We start from the raw sequence: 20,615 nt of genomic DNA on the forward strand, positions 1-20,615 counted from the left end.
AGGCCGATGGGCACTTTCCAGGATAGAACCTCCATGGACCGCATCCTGTTCGCCGTCTTCACCCACGAAAACAAGTCACAGGGCGTCAGTACCCTCTTCCTCCTGACACACAACAATTGACGTTACCCGTCGAGGGCGCAAGCGAGGCCAAGAGATTTTGCGCGCTGGAACTTGGCTCGTTTGAATTCGGTCATTTGGTAAACTGGCACCGCAACTCCCGGCGTTGCCGGACGAATGTCACAAGTGCGCGTGGAGATGAGGTTTATGTCCCCAGTATTTCTAGAGGTCCTGACCCTGGAGATCGCGCACGACTACTACGCAAGCGGGCGCTGTTCCGCGTGCCGGCTTGCGCCGTCGGCGGCGACCGCCAGGCTGCTGAAGCAGGCCGGGGCAAGGCTGCAGCTGCAGGAAGGCGACTTGCGGGTGGCGGCACCATCCGCCGACGTCCTCGGCGACCGGCTCACATTCGACATCAGCGCGTCGGACCCGTATCTGGCGGCGTTCACCGCGGCTGATCCCGTCCTTTCCCCCGAGATCGCCGATTTCACGGTCGCGCCGCAGCTGTCGGGTCACTGGGCAACCATCGTGATCCTGGCGCAAGCCGGCGGGCCGCTTCCGGTCGCGGCGACGATCGGATTCTCCAGCCGGCAGCTGCGCTGGCGCTGGATCTTCGTGCCCGGCGGGCAGACCGGGTCGATGGACGGCTGGACGGTTCGCCGCGACAGCGCCCCGGGCACGCCGGTCGATCAGGACCCGCCAGTCGACCAGGATCCTCCGGGGGCGATCCAACGGGTGGACGGAAGCCAAGCCTGGCAGATCACCCTGCGCGATCCCTTGCCGCTGCGCGAGCACCCGCCCGCGAGCCAGGCCTTCACGCTGATCCCGCCGCCGGGCGCGGCGGCGCGCGGTTCGATCCGCCTGCCCGCGCCCGCGCCAGCCGACCTCCAGCAGACCGGGACGGGCGGGCTGATCGCCGAGATGTTCGTGTCCCTCTGAGCCCGTCCGGCGCAGCTGTTCGAGATCGCACGCGCCTTCGGCAGCGCGTGGTGTCTGAGAAGGCGGTCGCTTATCCTGCTGGTGCCGAGCGTGGTCGCGCGGGTGGATCGCAACGTGCTCATCAACCCGCAGCACCCGGATTTTCCGCGGGCGGCGCATGGGCTGCACCAGCCGGTGTGGTGGGATGAGAGGTTGCTTGGGTGAGTTGCGTATTGCCCGTAAATCGATTGAAATTGGCACCGTAATTCTGGCACCGTAATTCCTAGTGCATGTTCATGTATGTGCCAAATCGCTCACGCGCCACATCGAACTGGGCGAGGAACCATCTAACCTCAGCGTCGTGCTCATGGGCATTTTTCTCAAAGTCGAAATTGGTACGTCGCGCGTCATGGGCACCCATGCGTTCGGACTTCAGAGTCCCGAGCTTTACGCCATGGCGGTAAATTTCGTCGATGTATTCAATGATCTCTGGTCCGAACAGGAAGTCGGCTTCGGACACCGCCCGGCGGAATGCAAGAATTTCCTGGAAATCGACGGCGGCATCGCGTCCCACGACACCCAAGATGCTCCGAACGTGCTCATAGACCTGGAGCCTGCGCGCGTAACGATCAAATTGTAGTTTCTGATGGTTGGTCTGCCATTGCTGATAGGCGATGTATGCACCAATGGTCGCGATCAGAGGCGTCATCAGGCCTGTGAGCGCCACGGCGAGTCCACTCCCGGGGAAGCCGGCCAAGAGAGCGGCTAGCATGGCAAGCACTAAGCCAGCGGTGCAACCCAGGGCGAAGATGCTCCCCCGCCAAAGCGCGAGCAGAACTTCTGCATCTTGGAGGCAGGGCGCACTGTTTCCAGCGGGAGCGGCATCGTCGGAGAATGCTGGACCGATTCGCGACTGCCGGCTACGTGGAATCCATGCTCTGCTGGCTTGAGCCGCGCGTTTTGGTGGTGCCGAATGTCAATTTGCTTATTACCATCACGTGGGGCTTTTAACTGGTGGATGTTCATGGTATGTTCTAATGGGTGAGGCGCGCACCCAGCGGGTTCGGGATCCGGTCCACGGACTTATCGTGTTCCGGAAGGAGGTTCCCTTGGACCAATTGGCTTGGAATCTCATCAATACACCGGAGTTCCAGCGCCTTCGGCGAATAAAGCAACTTGGAGTTTCCGAGTTCGTCTTTCCCGGGGCAACGCATACGCGGTTTAGCCACTCCATTGGTGTCTTTCATACTGCGCGTACCCTTGTGGACATCATCAGGCGAGAGATTGGATCAACTGGGAAGAGATTTAAGGATCGACGTGGCGAGGTTGCGGTCATTGCGGCGCTACTGCATGACCTTGGCCATGGACCCTTTAGCCACACCTTCGAGGGAGTTCAAAAGGCTGCATTCGGTGGGGTATCGAAAAGACATGAGAAATGGACTGCCGAGATCATTCGTAATCCGACGGGCCGCATAAAGCCGCTGCTCGATGCGCGCTATCCAGACGGCAAATTCACGGAGGAAGTCGCCCTACTTCTCGAAGCAGAAGACCCAATCGATATTTATCACGCCGTCGTCTCAAGTTCATTCGATGCAGATCGGTTAGACTATCTGCGCCGGGATAGATTGATGACGGGAACTGGGGCCGGCGCGATCGATTTCGATTGGCTGATGGAACATGTCCGAGTTGGGGAAATTAACATCGATGCGCCCGAACCAGGCGGTGACGAAGGCGATCAACTCAAGGTGCTTACATTCTGTCTCGATGACAAGGCTTTGCCCGCAGCCGAGCAGTTCCTTCTTGCTCGATACACACTTCATGAACAGGTCTACTTCCACAAGACGACTCGGTGCGTGGAGCAGATGATCTCCAAGCTGCTTTCCTTAGTCGCGGTTAAGGCGAAAAAGGCGAAGGCGCCGCAGCAGACCGGACTCGATAAGCGGCATCCGTTGCTCAGCTTTTTCGGAAAGGACGGTTACACGCTGGAAAGCTATCTCGCCCTAGACGACGTCGTCGTCTTGGGCGGAATTGAGCTAATGAGCCGCGCGGGGGATCCTGCTATCAGCGAACTTGCGCGCCGAATTTGCGAGCGGCGCCTGTTCAAGACCCTAGATCTCAGAACATTCGGTCTGGATTCTGGTAGTCAACAACGTGCGGCGAGGCGGATCAACGCCGACTTTAAGGACAAGCTTGGCACCGCGGTGCTGAAGGACGAAGGGGCTGCGATCAGTATCTACACCCAAATCGGTGGTGATGACGACAAGGCGCATAAGAAGCTGCATATCCTTGATGAACGGAAAGGACCGGTCGAAATTGCTACTGTTTCTGACATTGTCAAAGCACTGGAGCAGAAGGAGCAATTTACGAGATACTATTTCGAATCCGAATCGGATCGAGAGAAAGCTCGAAACCGACGGAAGGGGGTGGGTTAATGGAACGTGAGGATGTTGTTGCCGCGGTTGTCGCTGCTGCTGGAGGAGAGTTAATCGGCCGAGTCCGGCTTCAGAAAGCGATCTATCTTCTGGGGCGACTCGGCCTCGATAGCCCGTTTGATTTCGAATATCACCATTACGGCCCGTACTCTCGTGATCTCGACAGCGCGACGGTTGAAGCTAAGGCGTTCAACCTAGTCGAAGAGCAGCGCGAGCATCGGAAGTCGGACGGGGCGATGTATAGCGTTTTCAAACTCGTCGGGAAGGCAAACGAACGCGCCTTCGGGACCTTGGGACGCGAGCAGGCCTCAAATTTGATGAGGTTGTTTGCGGCCACTAACGTGACCGTCCTTGAACTTGCAGCGACCATCGATTGGCTTTGGAAGTACGAGGGAAATCCCGACTGGCGTTCGGAAATAGCTAAACGCAAAGGGGCAAAGATCCAAGGCGGGCGTCTTGAGAAGGCCATAGAACTGCTTGAGTTTCTTGGCCTTATGCCGCCTAAGGCAGCGAGCTAAGTATGGCGATCACAAAAACGGCGCCGGGTAGCTCCCGGCGCCGCAGTCTCCAGATCCAATCGTGCCTAGAATGGCACGAGATTGCCGGGTCAGGCCCGGCAATGACGCTTTAGGACGTTACCCGCTGATGCCCGGCATCAGTTTGTTTTCGTCGTGGCGGCCGCGGGCGAGTTCGTCGAGGGTGAGGTCGACCGCTTCCTCGAACTTGGTCAGCGTCTCTTCCAGGCACTTCGCGTCGTGCGCGGAGGAGATGAACCAGGGTTCGCGGCTGTCGGGCTCGCACATGACGCCCATGTCGATGAGATAGCCGGCCATGGTGTCGTAGAAGGTGTAGTCGCTGAGCTTCCAGTTGCGGTAGGTGGTCGGCGCCTCGGCCGAGAAGAACAGGCCGGACATCGAGTGGTGGCCGGTGAAGCTGTGCGGGATGCCGCGCTTGGTCAGCACCTTGTGCATGCCTTCCTGCATCGCCTTGCCGTAGTTGGCGATGACCTCCAGCGCGTCGGTGTCCTTCAGGATGGTCAGCGTCTTCTCGGCGGCGGCCAGGCTCATCGCCTGGGCGGTGTAGGTGCCGCCATGGGCGACGCCCTTGCCGTATTTGCGCATGATCTCTTCCTTGCCGCCGATCGCCGAGATCGGGTAGCCGTTCGCGACGGCCTTGGCGACGGTGAAGATATCGGCCTCGATGCCGTAGAGCGCCTGGGCGCCGCCGCGGCCGACGCGGAAGCCGGTCTTCACTTCGTCCACGATCATCAGCACGCCATACTTGGTGCAGAGCGCGCGCACCGCCTTGATGAATTCCGGCTTGGACGGGATGCCGCAGCAATTGCCGAGGATCGGCTCGATCAGCACGGCGGCGATCGAGTCACTGTGCTTCTTCAGCACGTCCTCGAGGCGCTGCGCGTCGTTGTAGGGGACCTGCCAGAACAGATTCCGGACCAGCTGCGGGATGCCCTGGCCGTAGGGGATGACCTTCGGGTCCTTGCTCTGGTCCTTCATGTCCTCCGGGTCGGCGGTCCACATCGAGGCGTCGAACAGGCCGTGATAGGAGCCTTCGAAGGTGACGTAGTTGTCCTTGCCGGTGTAGCCGCGGGCGAGGCGGAGCGCCGCCATCACCGCCTCGGTGCCGGAATTGGAGAAGCGGACCAGCTCGGCCGCCGGCATCATCTCCTTGATGAGCTTGGCGACGGTCACTTCCTTCTCGGTGCCGAGCGCGAAGACGGTGCCGACATGCTGGCCCTCGCGGGCGGCGGCATCGACTTCCGGGTGGCAGTGGCCGAGGATCGCCGGGCCGTAGCCCAGGCGGTAGTCGATGTACTCGTTGCCGTCCAAGTCCCAGAGGCGGGCGCCCTTGCCGTGTTTCACGAAGACGGTCTCGTCCTCGCCCCAGAAGCGGAAGTTCGAGCTGACGCCCAAGGGCAGGTGCTTCACCGCCTCCTTGAAGTGGGCGCGGGACTTGTCGAGCTTTCGACGCTGGACCTTGATCGACATTTTCTTCTCCAGTTTTTTAAAAATACCCGGCTTCAAAAAGGCTCGCCGGGCTTGGCATCCGGCCATCAATAAGCGATTCGATGGCGGCCGCCGTTGAATGGATGTATAGTGAGGCTAGCCTTGGGGAGGGCTCGAAGGCAAGCTGTTGAATGCGTATTTAATCTCGCAGGCGCGGCAAAGTTATATATTTCAATGAATTAACCATGATTCTCTCATCCGTTCCGCGAAGGGATTAACGCTTGGCCAAAGCTGAGGCCGTTAAGGAAATCCGCCGAAAACAGCTGATCGACGCCACGATCCGGGCGATCGGCCGCAATGGCTACACCGGCACGACTCTGACCCATGTCGCCGGAGAAGCCGGGCTGTCGCCCGGCATCGTGAACTTCTATTTCAAGTCCAAGGACCAGCTGCTGCTGGCGACCCTGGAGCAGATCGCCGAGGAGTATTCGGCCTTCTGGCAGGCGGCGATGAGCAAGGGCAAGATCGCCCCCGCCGCCGGGCTCGAGGCGATGATCGAGGCCGACTTCCACCCCTCGGTCTGCAATCCGGAGAAGATCTCGATCTGGTACGCCTTCTGGGCCGAGGCGGGGAACAACCCGGCCTATCAGGGCCTGGTCCAGCGGCTGGAGACCGACTACACCAGCCAGACCATCGAGCTTTGCAACCGCATCATCACCGAGGGCGGCTACGGCATCGACGCGCGAACCGTGGCGGTCGGGCTGAACGCGATGATCGATGGACTCTGGTTCGACTGCCTGATGGAGCCGAAGGTCTTCAATCGCAACGACGCGAAGCGGGTCTGCCGGTCGTACCTCGCCGCGGTGTTTCCCTCGCATTTCGCCGGCGGCCCGAAACGGACGCGGGTCGCCGCCAATGAGGACGAGCCGCCGCTCGAATTGGTGACGGACCAGGACCTGCAGGGGCGCGATGCGCACCGCTCGCGCGTGGCCGCCGCCTTGCGGAAGAGAGTCGATCCGGTCGGCACGATCCGCCGCGAGGCCCTGGCCGCCAGCGTCGGCGTCTCGGCGAAGACCCTGGAAGGCTGGCTCGACGGGCGGCAGGAGCCGAGTTCCTGGCAGCTGGGGCGCCTCATCGTCGCCACCGACAGCCAGCTCTGGATGGAGATCTACGGGCCGCTGCATGAAGAGATGCAGCGCCGCTTCGAGGCCAAGCTCGCGCAGCAGCGCGCCGAGGGCGAACGTGAACGCGCGGCGCTCGATGCGCTGAAGGGGACGCCGAAGGCGACGTGATCGGGCGGGGGCGATGAACCGGATCCTGGGGGGAAAGACCGAGCACCGGCTGGCGCCGCTGCTGACGCCGAAATCGGTGGCGCTGATCGGCGCCAGCCCGAAGCCCGGCACGGTGGGGCGCGGCATGATCGCCTCGGCCATGATGGGGGAGAAGCCGCCGGCGCGGATCCATCTCATCAACCCGAACTATCCGGAGATCGCCGGGCAGCGCGCCTATGCCTCGCTGGCGGAGGTGCCCGAGACGGTCGACATGGCGGTGCTGGGCGTCGCCAATGCGCGGCTGGAAGCAGCGCTGGCCGATGCGATCAAGCACGGGGTCAAGGCCGCCACCATCTTCGCCAGCGGCTACCTGGAGAATGATGCGGAACCGAAGCTGACCGCGCGCCTCAGCGCGATGGCGAAGGAGGCGGGGGTCGCGATCTGCGGCGGCAACTGCATGGGCTTCTATAACCTGGAATATGGCTTGCGCGTTTGCGGCTTCCCGCCGCCGGACTGGATGCGCGCCGGCGGGATCAGCTTCATCACCCATTCCGGCAGCGCCTTCTCGGCGCTCTGCCACAACGACAAGCGGCTGGGCATCAACCTCGCGGTCTCGGCGGGGCAGGAGCTTGCCACCAACGTGGCCGACTATCTCGACTATGTGCTGAGCCTGGATTCCACCAGGGTGGTCGGGTTGTTCCTGGAAACGGTGCGCGATCCGGAAGGCTTCATGGCCGGCCTGGAGAAGGCGCAGGCGAAGAACATTCCCATCGTGGCGCTCAAAGTCGGCCGCACCGCCGAGAGCGCGGCGCTGGCGGTGAGCCATTCCGGCGCGGTCGCCGGCAACCATGCGGCCTATGAGGCGCTGTTCGACCATTACAACGTTGTCGCGGTCGACAACATGGACGACCTCACCAACGCGCTGCATTTCTATGCCGGCGGGCGCGACCTCGCGGCGGGCGGGATCGCGACCATGCATGACAGCGGCGGCTTCCGCGAACTCGCCATGGATCTCGCGGTCGAGCGCAAGGTGCCGTTCGCGCAGATCGGCGCCGACACCACCGCCAAGCTGGCCGCGCGGCTGGATTACGGGCTGGAGCCGATCAACCCGCTCGACGCCTGGGGGACGGGCAACGACTGGGAAGGCATCTTCCACGACTGCATGAAGGCGCTGATCGAGGACCCGGACACGGCCCTGGGCGCGCTCTGCGTCGAGACCCGCGACGGCTATTCCTTGACCGAGGGCTATTGCGAGATGCTGCGGCAGATCCGCGAAGCCACCGATAAGCCGGTGATCCTCGCCACCAACGTCGCCAGCAATTCCAGCGACGACGTCGCCGTGCGGCTGGCGCAGGACGGGGTGCCGGTGCTGTCCGGCGTTGCCTCGATGCTGACCGTGGTGCGCAAGGCGATGGACCGGCGCGATCGCGGCACGGTCGCGGCGGCCCCGGCGGCGCCGCAGGGGTTGCGCGACAAGTGGCGGGCGCGACTGGAGCAAGGCACGACGCTGGACGAGGCCGCGAGCCTGGCGCTGCTCGGCGATTATGGCGTGCCGGTGCTGCCGCATCGCATCGTCGACAGCGAGGCGGACTTGCTCGAGGCGGTGAAGGCATTCGGCACGGTCGCGGTGAAGACCGCGATGCCCGGCATCCTGCACAAGTCCGATGTCGGCGGGGTGAAGCTGAACCTCACCGTCGACTCTGTCATATCCGCCTATGCCGATTTGAAGCAGCGCCTGGGGCCGCGCGTCATCGTCATGCCGATGGCGGGCAAGGGTGTAGAGCTCTCCTTCGGCATGACGCGCGACGAGCAATTCGGGCCGATCGTCATGGTCGGCGCCGGCGGCGTCTTGATCGAGATGCTGAAGGACCGCCGCTTCGCGCTGCCGGCCTTCGGGCCGGCGGAGGCGCGGCGGCATCTCGACGCGCTGGCCTTGCGCCCGCTGCTGGACGGCAAGCGCGGTGCGCCGCCGGCCGATCTTCATTCGCTGGCGCAGGCGCTGGCGCGCTTTTCTGTTCTCGCGGGAGATCTCGGCGATCTCATTGCCGAGATGGACGTGAACCCGCTGATCGCCGGACCCCAAGGCTGCGTCGCATTGGACGCGCTCATAATTCCCAGGAGCTAAGATGGACCTCTCTCTGAGCAAGGAAGACCTCGCGATCCAGGCGCGCGCCCGCGCTTTCGCGGAGAAGCACCTCTTTCCGCATGAAATCGCCTGCGACGAACGCAAGCTTAAGGAAAAGACCCTGGTCGAGATCCGCAAGCAGGCGATCAAGCACAAGGTCAATGCCTATAACCACACGAAGGCGGATGGCGGCCACGGTTATACGCCGCTGCAGCAGGTCCTCATCTGCGAGGAGATCGGCAAGGCGACCTGCGGGCTCTGGACCGTGGTGTTCAAGGCTTCGACGCCGCTGAAGCATGGGACCAAGTGGCAGCGCGAGAAATTCCTGCTGCCCTTCAACGCCGGCAAGGGCCGGTCCTGCTACGCGATCACCGAGAAGGACGCGGGCTCGGACCCGAGCTATGTGAAGACCACGGCGGTCAGGAAGAAGGGCAAATGGGTGATCAGCGGCGAGAAATGGTTCGTCACCTCCGCCGATGCGTCGTCGGTGATCATCGTGCATGCCCATGTCGATGGCGACCCGAAGAAGCCGACCTTGTTCATCGTCGACAAGGATGCGGCGGGCGTCAAAGTGAAGCGCATCCCGCAATTCATGCATTCCTATGTCTATGAGCATTACGAGATGGTGTTCGACAAGGTGACGGTGGACGACAACCGGCGCCTGGGGGAAGTGGGGCAGGGTTTCGACCTCACCAAGGAATGGTTCACCGAAACCCGGATCGAGATCGCCGCGCATTGCCTGGGCGCCGCGATCCGCGCCACCGAGGTCGCCAACCAATATGCGTCGGAGCGGGTGCAGTTCGGCAAGCCGATCCGCGACTTCCAGGCGATCGAGTTCATGCTGGCCGACATGGCGGTCGAGATCATGGCGGCGAAGTCGCTGCTCTACCGGGTGGCGGCGGAGGTTTCCGAGGGCATGGACCCGAAGCTGGTCCATGCCCGGGCCAGCGCGGTGAAACTCTACAATTCCGAGATGGCGGGCCGGGTCGTCGACAAGGCGCTGCAGATCCTGGGCGGGCGCGGCTATATGCGGGAGAATCCGGTCGAGCGGCTCTACCGCGACGTCCGCGTGGATCGGATCTGGGAAGGCACCTCGGAGATCCAGCGCATGGTGATCGGGGGCCAGATCAAGAAGCGGGGCCTAGGGATCTACGCCGGCTGGGGCGCCTGAGCTGACTTTTCCAGATTACCGCATCGGAAAAGCAAATTTGTCCGCCGCCTGAACCCCGCTAGACTGCTGCCGGAACCACGGAAGGCAGGCCGCGTGGACGGGTTGAACAGGACGCAAGCGATCCCAGCACCGGAATCGACGGGCTTCGTCGATGTCGAGGGCGGGCGGATCTGGTATCGCAGCAACGGCGATCGCTTCACGGAGCGTCCGGCGCTGGTCGGCGTCCATGGCGGCCCCGGCGTGCCGCATGACTATCTGCTGCCGCTGACCGCGCTCTCCGGCGAGCGCCGCGTCATCCTCTACGACCAGCTCGATGTCGGGAAATCCGACAAGCCCGGCGACCCCAAGAACTGGACCGTGCCGCGCTTCGTGACCGAGATCGAGGCGCTGCGGCAGGCGATGGGCCTGGCGCGGGTCCATCTGTTCGGCAATTCCTGGGGCGGCACCATCGCCGCCGAATACGCGATCGGCCGGCCGCCGGGTCTCGCCAGCCTGACCCTGTCCGGCCCGTTGCTCTCGACCAGCCGCTGGATCGCCGACAACGACGACTATATCCGTGCGTTGTCGCAGGACGCTCAGGACGCGCTGGCGCGCTCCGGCGGCCGCGGCGCCGAGCATGACCCGAAGGTCGCGATGGCGGTGGCCGAGTATAACCGCCGCCACCTCTGCCGCGCCGATCCCTGGCCGGATTTCCTCGAGCGGGCGATGAACGGCACCAACACCGAGGTCTACAACACGATGTGGGGGCCGACCGAGTTCATCTGCACCGGAACCCTGCAGCGCTATGACTGCACCAGCCGCCTGAGCCATATCCAGGCGCCGACCCTGGTGATCTGCGGCCAGTATGACGAGAGCGCGCCGTCGAGCTGCCACGAGTTCAGCAAGCTCATTCCGGGCGCCCAGCTCGGCGTCATCCCGAACGCCTCGCACCTGCCCTTCATCGAGCGCCCGGATCCCTTCATGGTGATCCTGCGCACCTTCCTGAAGGAGTGCGAGTAGGGCCCGCATGTTCGACCCGGTGGCTTTTGTCGTCGAACAAGGGCTGACGCGGAACCGCGATCTCCGCGCCGATGCACTGACTGGCGGCTATCTCAACCAGGTGTTTCGCCTGCGCGGCCCCGGCATCGACTGGGTGGTGAAGCGCTTCCTGCCCGAGACCGAACTGGCGCTGTTTCCCAATCTGCCGGAACCGGAGCATCGGGCGATGTCGCTGGCGCATCAGCTCGGCCTGGCGCCGAAGCCGGTCGCGTTCATCGACCAGCCGGAGCTGACGGTGCTGGTGTACGAGTATGTCGAAGGCGAGATGTGGCGCAGCGGCATCGCCGATGTCGCACGGATGCTGAAGCGCTTGCGCGCGGCCGATCCGACCGGTTTTCGCGCCGTGCCGATGACGCCCAAAGAGATCCTGGAGGAGGGTGAGGCCTTCCTGCCGCGCATGGAGCCGGAAATGCGGGCGCGTCTCGTCGCGTCGAAGCCCAAGCCGATCGCGATCGATCGCGTCCCGCAAAGCTTCCTTCACACGGACATCGGGCCCGGCAACATCATCGTGACGCCGGAGCGGCAACTGGTGGTGATCGACTGGCAGTGCCCGGCAGCGGGAGATGCGGTCCAGGACGTGATCGCTTTCCTGTCGCCGGCGTTCCAAATCCTTTACGGCTGTCCAATTTTCAGCAACGCGCAAGAGACGGAATTCTTCGCGGCTTATGACGACCCGGACCTGGAGGAGCGGTACGCCCAGCTGCGGCCGTTCTACGACTGGAGGATGGCCGGCTATTGCGCGACGCGGGCGGACAAGTACGCGCTGTCCCGGCCGGCGGCGGCAGAGAACTACATTCTGGCCCACGTGGCCCTGATGGAGCGGCTGGCATGAGCAAGGTCGATCTCTTCCTGCAGAGCTATTGCCTGCGGCATCACTATCTGCACCAGCCGGGCTATGACGTGTTCGCCTTCCTCGACCGGGCGGCGGCGGACGGGTACACCGGCGTCAGCATCAACATGAACGGGCCGAACTATCGCCAGCTCTCGGGGACGGAACCGGCGCACATTCGCAAGGTGCGCGAGCGGCTCGAGGCCAACCAGCTGCGCTGTGACATCGAGACCAGCGGCACCGACGCGGCGCATCTCACCACCATCCTCAATGTCTGCGAGGTCATGGGGGTCGAGCAGGCGCGCACCTATATGCGCCATGCCGGCTCGCCCGAGCAGACGGTGCGGCAGACCATCGCCGATCTCCGCCATGCAGCACCCATGTTCCGCCGCGCCGGGATCGCGCTGCTGCTGGAGAATCATGAGGACTTCACCGGCGCCGAGATGGCCGCGATCATGCGCGGTGTCGATACCGAGCCGGTCGGCGCCCTATTCGACTACGGCAATTCGATGATGGTCGCCGAGCAGCCGGAGGCTTCGCTGGAAGCGATGCTGCCGTTCATCCGTTCGGTGCATCTGAAGGACCATGCCTGCCGCAAGCTGCCGGACGGCAATGTGGAGATCCTCGGCGTGCCGATCGGCAGCGGGGTGATCCCGATCGCCGATCTCACGCGACGGCTGGTTGCCAACGGGCTGGACCGGATCCTGCTCTCGAATGTCTGGGCCTATCGCTGCCCGATGCGCGATTGGCGCGGCGGGGCGAAATGGGGCGAGGGCGTGTTCCGCCCGGACGAAACCGCGCTGTCGCCGATGCTGCGGCCCTGGGACGCGCCGGACTGGGAGAAGCAGGACGTGGCGCTGCTGCTGAAGCTGGAGGATGAGGCACTGGTCTGGGCCCAGGCCTGGTTGCGCAACATGCTGCAGGAGATCGGGGTGGCAGTCGTCGCCAGGCCCTAGCGGTTCAGCGCTACTGTTGCTTTCCCCTCGGCCAGCAGAACGGCCATACATAGGAATCCGTGAACCAGCCTGCGGCATGGTAGTTCGACGTCAGCAGCACGTTTGCTGTCGCGTAGAGCGCCATCGCGTCCAGAATGTCTTGATCCGTTGCGCTTCCGGATTCTCCGCCGAAATCCTTCGTAAATGACGCAAAGTCGCTTGCCTGCTTGGAGTAGATTTCAGCGAGTTCCTTTTCTGCACCCTCGGGAAACTCGTTGTTGTCAGCGGCAGCTTTCAGCTGGGCAAGGCTCTTAGCTTGGTAAAGCACTTCGTTCAGGCGTTGCCATGCAGGTTTTTCGAAGTCTTCTCCACCTTCGTAACCATTTGGCTTGGTAGCAATCCGATAATCAAGCAACGCATCAACGAGGCTTCTCAGGTAAAGGAAGCGCGCATTGCTTTGGAGTTTCGGGGCCTTCAGCAGCTCGCGAGCCTCGGTCAGTGCTTTGGAGGCGTCCTGGGCGCGCGCCTCCGGAACATTGATGAGACAGAAGCAAAGGCATGCGATGAATGCTGCGATCCGCATCTTCCAGCCTCAAGAGTTATTCATGCCTGAAGAGAGAACGGTTGGCGACAAGCACGACCAGAATAGCCAGGACGCCCAGGCCGAAGAGGGCGAACTGTACCTGGCCTAGCGAGTGGATGGCCTGCAATCCAGTCGAGGCATCTGGCGACAGGGGGCCTTGCGCCGCATATTTCAGACTCACCAACTCTGGAATCGAAGAAACGATTGCGCCGCGCACGAGATAGGCAGCGACCACGGACGCTCCCTCCAGGACAAAGGCAACAAACAGAAGGTCGCCGATGCACAATCGAATTGCCTTCGTTCCATCGCTTCGATTGTGAATGGCAATCTGCAAGAGAAGAGCGACGATTCCGGCGCATATGGCAAGCGCGAGTGTCGTCAGTGTCTCGCTTTGGCCGTTCATCGATTCGACCAGGATGGTTGCTACCGAAGATCCATCCATAGCGCCCCCGTTCGTTCGCTCGATTTCCCCCTCGATCGGGCAATTCTAACATAAGATTGAGTGGCTGTCATATAGATCTATCGTTAGTGGTAGGTCAATGCGATAGTCGACAACCCCTTGGCCGCATGGGTCTTATCCGGGGATGAACGGCACCATGTCGACTGCGCCGTTCTTCTCGGCGACCAGGAGCTGGTTGGGCGGGACCTCGTTCCAGGTGCGGGCGTCGTCCTCGTCGAGCGGTTCGGAGACCACCAGCAGGTGGTCGTCGGCACGCGACCAGTAGAGGCTGGGCGGCGCCTCGTCGGTCGAGTAGCGGACCGCGTAGACGTTCTCGCCGTCGGTCAAGGTCGCGGTCAGCCGGAACGGCGCATCGATGCCGAGCGCCTGGCGGTCGCGGTTGATGCGGGCGACCGCCTTGGTGAGCGCTTCGACCGCGCCTTTCTCCAGCCCATCGCTGAACATCAGGTAGAACAGCGCCTCGCTGTCGGTGGTGCCGAGCCGGTACTGGTAGTAGTCGTCGTCGATCAGCATTTCCAGCTTGCGGCGCAGCTTGTCATAGCCGCCGATCTGGCCGTTGTGCATGAACAGCCATTTGCCGTGCGCGAAGGGATGGCAGTTGGAGCGCGCGGTCGCGGTGCCGGTCGAGGCGCGGACATGGGCCAGGAACAGGCCGGAGCGGATCTGGTGCGAGAGGCTCTTCAGGTTGTGGTCGTTCCAGGCCGGCAGGATGTCGCGATAGACGCCGGGCACGCCGCGCTCGCCGTACCAGCCGACGCCGAAGCCGTCGCCGTTGGTGGTGACATGGCTGTGCCGCGCATGGAGGCTCTGGTTGATCAGCGAGTTCTGCGGTTCGAACAGCACCTTGTCGAGATAGATCGGCGCGCCGCAATAGGTGAGCCATCGGCACATGATTTCAGATTCCTTCGGCCAGGTGCGGGCTGTCGGGGGCGTGGCTGGGCTGGTTGAGCGATGGATCCCAGCCGCCGCCGGTCATGAAGGCGCGGATCTTCTCGGCCCAGGGCCCGATGTGGAAGCCGTTCTCCTCGAGCCAGGCGTCGTTGTAGTAGGAGCGCTCGTAGCGCTGGCCGCTGTCGCAGATCAAGGTCACGATCGAGCCATGCCGGCCGGCCGCCTTCATCTCGGCCGCCAGCTGCAGCACGCCCATCAGGTTCGTGCCGGTCGAGCCGCCGACGCGGCGGCCGATGATGTCGGAGAGCACGCGCATCGCGGCGAAGCTCGCCACGTCGGCAACCTTGATCATGCGGTCGACCAGGTCGGGAATGAAGGAGGGCTCGACCCGGGGCCGGCCGATGCCTTCGATCCTGGAGCCCGCGGTGCCGACGAGATTGCGGTTGCCGCCGGCGTAGAAGTCGAAGAAGACCGAGCGGCCGGGATCGACCACGCAGAGCCGGGTCTTGTGCTGCTGGTAGCGGATGAAGCGGCCGATGGTGGCGGAGGTGCCGCCGGTGCCGGCGCCGCAGACCACCCAGCTCGGGCAGGCATGCTCCTCGCGTGCCATCTGCTGGAACAGCGCCTCGGCGATGTTGTTGTTGCCGCGCCAGTCGGTCGCCCGCTCGGCATAGGTGAACTGGTCGAGATAATGGCCGCCGGTCTGCTCGGCCAAACGCGCGCTCTCGGCATAGACCGCAGCCGGGTCGTCGACCAGGTGCGACTGGCCGCCATAGAAGGCGATCTGCGCAATCTTCTCCGGCGAGGTGGTCTTCGGCATGACGGCTACGAAGCGCAGACCGAGGAGGCGCGCGAAATAGGCTTCCGAGATCGCCGTGGACCCCGACGAGGCGTCGATGACGGTGCTGCCCTCGCGGATCCAGCCGTTGCAGAGACCGTAGAGGAAGAGGGAGCGGGCGAGGCGGTGCTTCAGGCTGCCGGTCGGGTGGGTCGACTCGTCCTTGAAATAGAGCGTGACGCCGCCGAGCCCGGGCAGGTCCAGGCGCTCCAGATGCGTATCCGCCGAACGTGTGAAATCCGCTTCGATCTTGCGAACGGCCTGGTCCGTCCAGTCGCGTTCAGACATGCCTCTACCCCCTTGCTGCACCCACTTCCCTAAAGAACGGGAAGCGGGCACGCAAGAGGATCGGTTCAGGCGGCGCGGAGGCCCTTGCTCCGCATGAAGTCGGCCAGCTGGGCGTCGGAGGTGGAAATATGGCCCTGCCACCAGCTCGCCAGAAGATTGAGAAGATCGTTGCCGGCTTGGGTCGTGCCCCCACGATACTCCTCGTGCAGACGGTCGAGCCGCTTCACGAAGTTCTCGTGCTGCTTTGCATGCTTGTCGCGGTCGCGATAGCCGTGCGCCTTCATCAGGGCGTCTTCGTTGTCGAAGTGGGTTCGTGTGTATTGCATCATGCTTTCGAATGCCGCGGACACCACCGCCTTGCTGCCGCCCTGGGTGACGACGGCGTAGAGATCGTTGATCATCTTGACGATGCCCTGGTGCTCGGCGTCGATCGTGCTGGAAAGACCGCCCAGCGTCGGATCCCATTGCACCAGCTTCTGGTGGCCGGCCTCGCGCACGCGCTTCAGGAACTTCGCGACGTTGTCGCGCAGCGTCGAGGTCTGCTGCGAGAGCTCGCCGGAGGCCGCGCCGATCTCGACCGCGATCGTCACGCACTGCTCGGCGGTCTGCTGGACGCCGTGGATGCTGCGGCTGACCGTAGAGCTGCCGTTGGATGCCTGCTCGACGTTGCGGGCGATCTCCTGAGTCGCCGCCCCTTGCTCCTCGATCGCCGCCGAGATCGAGGCGGAGACCTCGTTGACCTGGCGGACCACGTCGCCGATCTCCCGGATCGAGGCCACCGTGTCCGAGGTCGAGGCCTGGACCTGGCTGATTTGCTTGCCGATATCCTCGGTCGCCCGCGCAGTCTGGGTTGCGAGCGACTTCACTTCATTGGCGACGACGGCGAACCCGCGGCCGGCATCGCCGGCGCGCGCCGCTTCGATGGTGGCGTTGAGCGCCAGCAGGTTGGTCTGCTCGGCGATGTTGGTGATCATGCCGACCACGGTACCGATCTGCTCGACCGTCTGGGACAGGGTCTGGATCTTGCTTTCCGAAGCATCCGCGACGCGTGCGGCCTGGCGCGCGATCTCAGCCGCATGGGCGACTTGCCGGCTGATCTCCTTGATCGACGAGGCGAGCTCCTCGGTGGCGCTGGCGACCGAGGCGACATTGGCGGTCGACTCGTCGGCCGCGCTGGCGACGGCGGCGGACTGCGTCTTGGTGGCGACTGCTCCCTGGTCGACTTCCGTCGCGGTGCGCTTCATCACCGCTTCGGCCTGGGACAGGCTGGCGAGGATGCTCATCACCGTCACCTCGAACTCCTTGATGCCGGTGTCGATGTTCTCCTGGCGGCGCTCCTTGTCGAGCTGCTGCTGGCGCTGCTCCTCGGCGAGCCGGTTCGCGGTCACCATATGGTCGCGGAACACCGCGACCGAGCGCGCCATGTCGCCGATCTCGTCGCCGCGGCGGGCGCCGTCGATCGTGACACCGGTGTCGCCGGCGGCGAGCGCGACCATCACCTGGGTCATGCCGCGGACCGGCACAGTGATGCTGCGGACGATGACGACGACCAGCACGCCGGTCACGGCGAGCAGCACCAGGGTGACGGCGAGCAACAGGTAGAACTGGGTCGCGGCATCAGACATCAGCGCGGCGGCGCGGGCGTCGAGCTTTGCGACCAGGTCGGCTTCCAGCTTGCGCAGCTGGTCGATCTTGTTCGTCTGGGCGGTGAACCAGGCCTCGGCGGTGACGCCCTTGAGGTCGCCGCTCGACGCGCTGTCCAGCGCGACCTGACGCATGGATTCGATCGCCTTGGCTTCGGGCGAGGTCAAGACGGCATCCAGCATCGTCTTGTCTTCATCCTTCGCCGTGGCGCGGAAGGTGTGCAGAAAGCTGTCCGCCATGGCGATCATCCGGGTCAGGCGCTGAGCAACCGCGGGCTCGAATTTACCGGCGGCGAAACCGGTGTTACCGGTGGCGCGCTCGATTCCGGTGCGCTCCTTCACCTGCATCAGGGCACTCAGAGCCGCGGTCCGATTGAGCAGCTCGGCCTGGGTGCTGTGGCTCGACATCTCCTCGACGATGCCGATCAGGGAGGCGATCGTCGCGCTATAGCCGTCCGCCATCTCCGGCGCGGAAATGGCAAGGTCCGAAACCGACTGCCGAAGAGCGGCGAGGCGGCCGAGGGCCGCCGTGGAGGCCGCGATGCGGTCCGTCATGCTCTGTCCGAACTCCGTCGCCGGGAAAGCCCCGATCGCCGCGTTGAAGGCTGAAAGTGCCGCATCGGCCGCCTTGCGCTGTTCCGGCAGCTCGTTCGCGAATTTGGCGCCCTTGCTGCCGATGAACCCGGAGGACATCCCGCGCTCCTTCTGCAGCTCATGCACCAGATCGCCGGTTTCCGGCGCGAGTTGGGTCAGCTCCTGCATTGCCGCCATCTCGCTGACCGTGCGATGCCGCTCCAGCACGAGGGTGCCGGAGAGAACGAGCAGGGCCAGAATGGGCAGGACCAGGGAAAGAGCGATGCGAAAGCCGATCTTTTGATTTTCGAGCCAGCGGAACATTGGGGCCTCAGACCTGAGAAGGGGAGCGACCCTGATATACCACCCGAGATTGCTTTCACGCACGTTGACTTGAATCAATGATCCGGATGGCCATGTCTCGGCCGGTTCCCGTAAAATTTTTAATTATCAGATGTTTGTCGCACAGAAGCGGGCAATACGTAGGGAGTATTACCTATATTGAAGGTGTGCTCCTAAACCCTTCGGTAGAGAAAGTCCCAGCAAGCGAGACGGTTTCGTCGTCCTGGCGAGACTGCCGCGTCAGGCGGCGCCCGCAACCCAGTGTCCGCCGCCGACATCGCGGAGCGCGACGTAGCTGGGCTCGAAATGGACCGGGCGGAACGGGCTGGGGACTTCCCCCTCCGGCGCCTCGCGGGCGAGGTGGCGGCGTGACGGGTCGGCGATCGGGACGGCGGTCAGCAGCTTCTTGGTATAGGGATGACGCGGGTCGCCGAGCACGGCCTGCGCAGGCCCCATCTCGACGATCTGGCCAAGATACATGACGGCGACGCGATGGCTGACCTGCTCCACGACCGCCATGTCGTGGGAAATGAACAGATAAGCGACGCCGAGCTCGTCCTGCAGCTCCTTCAGGAGCTCCAGGATCTGGGCCTGGATCGAGACGTCGAGCGCCGAGACGCATTCGTCGGCGACGATGATCTGCGGTCCCAGGGTGAGGGCGCGGGCGATGCAGATGCGCTGGCGCTGGCCGCCGGAGAATTCATGCGGATAGCGCGTCATATGGTCGGCGGTGAGGCCGACGCGCTCGAACAGCCTGGCGACCCGGTCCTGCATTTCCGCGCCCGAGGCGATGCCGTGGATGACCAGTGGCTCGGCGACCAGCTCGCCGACGGTCATGCGGGGATCGAGCGAGGCCATCGGGTCCTGGAAGATCATCTGCATATGGCGGCGCCAGGCCTTGACGTCGCCGGCGCGCTGGCCGAGCGCCGCGCCCTTGAACTGCACCTTGCCCTGGCTCGGGACCAGGCGCAGCAGCGCCTTGCCTGTGGTGGACTTGCCGCAGCCGGATTCGCCGACCAGCGCCAGGGTCTCGCCGGGCATGAGGTCGAAGGAGATCTTCTCGACCGCATGCACCCGCTGGGTAACGCGCGGGAGCAGGCCGCCGCCCCGGACATCGAAACGCACCACCAGGTCGCGCACGTCGAGCAGCGGTGCCGCCGCCGGCAGCGGTGCCGGCGCGCGGTCGCCGTCGGCGAATTTCGGTACCGCGGCGAGCAGCGCCTTGGTGTAGTCGTGCTCCTGCTGCCGGAAGATGCGGCTGACCTCGCCGGTCTCGACAGCGCGGCCGCGGCGCATGATGACGGCGCGGTCGGCGGTCTCGGCGACCACGCCCATGTCATGGGTGATCAGGATGATCGCGGTGCCGGTCTCGCGCTGCAGGTCCTGCATCAATTTGAGGATCTGCGCCTGGACGGTGACGTCGAGCGCGGTGGTGGGCTCGTCGGCGATCAGGATCTTCGGATGGCAGGCCATCGCCATGGCGATCATCACCCGCTGGCGCATGCCGCCGGAGAGCTCGTGCGGGTATTGCTTCAGGCGGCGCCTGGGCTCGGCGATGCGGACGGAATCCAGCATCTGCACCGCCCGCTCGGTGGCGACCTTGCGGCTCAAGCGCAGATGGCGCATCGGGCCTTCGATCAGCTGATGCCCGATGGTCAGGATCGGGTTCAGCGAGGTCATCGGCTCCTGGAAGATCATCGCGATCTCATGGCCGCGGATCGCCGCCATGCGGCGCTCGGGCAGCGCGAAGAGATCGGTGCCGTCGAAGACCGCCTTGCCCGCGGCGATGCGGCCGCCGGGCTTGGGCAGCAGGCCCATCAGCGACAAGGCGGTGACCGACTTGCCGGAACCGGATTCGCCGGCGATGCAGAGCGTCTCGCCCTGGTGCAGTTCAAAGCTGAGATTCTCGACCACGCGCACGGCGCCCTTGGGCGAGGCGAAGTCGACACTGAGGCCTTCGACGCGGAGGAGCGGGGAGGCGGGGGTGTCTTCTCTCACAGTGCCGTCATGCCAAGGCTTGGCCTTGGCATCCACGAGTTTGGTCGGGCTTGCTTTGGTGCCTGCTCATAGGAACTCGTGATGGGGTGGACGGCCCCCGACGGCATCGATGTGCCAGAATGAGGTCGTTGTGCGATCTCAAACAAGGGAGCCGTCCGTGGAAAAGCTTATCCGTGTTGGCATGGATACGTCCAAGCGTGTTTTTCAGTTGCATGGGGTTAACGCCGGTGAGCAGGCGGTGCTGAAGAAGAGGCTGCGC

General features: G+C 63.8%; 18 protein-coding genes and 1 pseudogene. 11 read left to right on the plus strand and 8 right to left on the minus strand.

Annotation, left to right across the window (positions count from 1 at the left end; all coding sequences use genetic code 11):
• Positions 1-264: 264 nt before the first annotated feature.
• Together ACH2CY_RS27700 and ACH2CY_RS27705 are read left to right on the plus strand one after the other, a co-directional pair.
• Positions 265-996, plus strand: coding sequence for a hypothetical protein (locus ACH2CY_RS27700; protein ID WP_395023242.1), 732 nt, complete (start codon positions 265-267; stop codon positions 994-996).
• A gap of 24 nt (positions 997-1,020) precedes the next feature.
• On the plus strand, positions 1,021-1,200 hold the full coding sequence (locus tag ACH2CY_RS27705) for an RES family NAD+ phosphorylase (protein ID WP_395023264.1): 180 nt from the start codon (positions 1,021-1,023) through the stop codon (positions 1,198-1,200).
• Positions 1,201-1,258: 58 nt separating this feature from the next.
• Here ACH2CY_RS27705 and ACH2CY_RS27710 read toward each other — a convergent pair whose 3' ends face one another.
• A complete protein-coding gene (locus ACH2CY_RS27710; RefSeq protein ID WP_395023243.1) occupies positions 1,259-1,702 on the minus strand; it encodes a hypothetical protein in 444 nt (147 codons plus the stop codon).
• 382 nt (positions 1,703-2,084) lie between these two features.
• On the opposite strand from ACH2CY_RS27710, the gene ACH2CY_RS27715 reads away from it, so the two are divergent.
• Both ACH2CY_RS27715 and ACH2CY_RS27720 read left to right on the plus strand, forming a co-directional pair.
• The gene (locus ACH2CY_RS27715) at positions 2,085-3,407 is read left to right on the plus strand and encodes an HD domain-containing protein (RefSeq protein WP_395023244.1); all 1,323 of its coding nucleotides are present in this window, start codon (positions 2,085-2,087) and stop codon (positions 3,405-3,407) included.
• Positions 3,407-3,925, plus strand: coding sequence for a hypothetical protein (locus tag ACH2CY_RS27720; protein WP_395023246.1), 519 nt, complete (start codon positions 3,407-3,409; stop codon positions 3,923-3,925). Before ACH2CY_RS27715 ends, ACH2CY_RS27720 begins: the two co-directional genes overlap by 1 nt.
• 117 nt (positions 3,926-4,042) lie before the next feature.
• Here the strand turns inward: ACH2CY_RS27720 and ACH2CY_RS27725 are convergent, their stop codons facing one another.
• Complete coding sequence (locus ACH2CY_RS27725) at positions 4,043-5,413, minus strand: aspartate aminotransferase family protein (protein WP_395023247.1); 1,371 nt, start codon at positions 5,411-5,413, stop codon at positions 4,043-4,045.
• 239 nt (positions 5,414-5,652) lie between these two features.
• Here ACH2CY_RS27725 and betI point away from each other — a divergent pair, with 239 nt between their 5' ends.
• From betI to ACH2CY_RS27755, 6 genes are all read left to right on the plus strand, one after another.
• Positions 5,653-6,663: a transcriptional regulator BetI gene (gene betI, locus ACH2CY_RS27730; RefSeq protein WP_395023248.1), complete on the plus strand. Its 1,011-nt coding sequence runs from the start codon at positions 5,653-5,655 to the stop codon at positions 6,661-6,663.
• A gap of 13 nt (positions 6,664-6,676) precedes the next feature.
• Positions 6,677-8,767, plus strand: coding sequence for an acetate--CoA ligase family protein (locus ACH2CY_RS27735; RefSeq protein ID WP_395023249.1), 2,091 nt, complete (start codon positions 6,677-6,679; stop codon positions 8,765-8,767).
• A gap of 1 nt (position 8,768) precedes the next feature.
• Positions 8,769-9,938, plus strand: a complete 1,170-nt coding sequence (locus ACH2CY_RS27740; RefSeq protein WP_395023251.1) for an acyl-CoA dehydrogenase family protein — start codon at positions 8,769-8,771, stop codon at positions 9,936-9,938.
• Positions 9,939-10,031: 93 nt separating this feature from the next.
• Entirely contained in the window at positions 10,032-10,937 is a 906-nt protein-coding gene (locus ACH2CY_RS27745) for a proline iminopeptidase-family hydrolase (RefSeq protein WP_395023252.1), read from the plus strand.
• Positions 10,938-10,944: 7 nt separating this feature from the next.
• Positions 10,945-11,808, plus strand: a complete 864-nt coding sequence (locus ACH2CY_RS27750) for a phosphotransferase family protein (RefSeq protein WP_395023253.1) — start codon at positions 10,945-10,947, stop codon at positions 11,806-11,808.
• A complete protein-coding gene (locus ACH2CY_RS27755; protein ID WP_395023254.1) occupies positions 11,805-12,761 on the plus strand; it encodes a sugar phosphate isomerase/epimerase family protein in 957 nt (318 codons plus the stop codon). Before ACH2CY_RS27750 ends, ACH2CY_RS27755 begins: the two co-directional genes overlap by 4 nt.
• A 10-nt stretch (positions 12,762-12,771) precedes the next feature.
• Here the strand turns inward: ACH2CY_RS27755 and ACH2CY_RS27760 are convergent, their stop codons facing one another.
• The 6 genes from ACH2CY_RS27760 to ACH2CY_RS27785 form a co-directional block, all read right to left on the minus strand.
• The gene (locus ACH2CY_RS27760; protein ID WP_395023256.1) at positions 12,772-13,323 is read right to left on the minus strand and encodes a hypothetical protein; all 552 of its coding nucleotides are present in this window, start codon (positions 13,321-13,323) and stop codon (positions 12,772-12,774) included.
• A gap of 16 nt (positions 13,324-13,339) precedes the next feature.
• Positions 13,340-13,765, minus strand: coding sequence for a hypothetical protein (locus ACH2CY_RS27765; protein WP_395023257.1), 426 nt, complete (start codon positions 13,763-13,765; stop codon positions 13,340-13,342).
• Between the two features lie 132 nt (positions 13,766-13,897).
• Positions 13,898-14,674, minus strand: a complete 777-nt coding sequence (locus ACH2CY_RS27770) for a class II glutamine amidotransferase (protein WP_395023259.1) — start codon at positions 14,672-14,674, stop codon at positions 13,898-13,900.
• A 4-nt stretch (positions 14,675-14,678) separates the two neighbouring features.
• Positions 14,679-15,800, minus strand: a complete 1,122-nt coding sequence (locus ACH2CY_RS27775; protein WP_395023260.1) for a PLP-dependent cysteine synthase family protein — start codon at positions 15,798-15,800, stop codon at positions 14,679-14,681.
• Between the two features lie 65 nt (positions 15,801-15,865).
• A complete protein-coding gene (locus tag ACH2CY_RS27780) occupies positions 15,866-18,340 on the minus strand; it encodes a bacteriohemerythrin (RefSeq protein WP_395023262.1) in 2,475 nt (824 codons plus the stop codon).
• A gap of 258 nt (positions 18,341-18,598) precedes the next feature.
• Positions 18,599-20,356, minus strand: coding sequence for a dipeptide ABC transporter ATP-binding protein (locus ACH2CY_RS27785; protein WP_395023263.1), 1,758 nt, complete (start codon positions 20,354-20,356; stop codon positions 18,599-18,601).
• Between the two features lie 157 nt (positions 20,357-20,513).
• On the opposite strand from ACH2CY_RS27785, the pseudogene ACH2CY_RS27790 reads away from it, so the two are divergent.
• Positions 20,514-20,615: pseudogene (locus ACH2CY_RS27790) on the plus strand (IS110 family transposase); the annotation flags it as partial.

Source organism: Dongia sp. (assembly GCF_041905885.1).
Classification (GTDB): Bacteria; Pseudomonadota; Alphaproteobacteria; order Dongiales; family Dongiaceae; genus Dongia.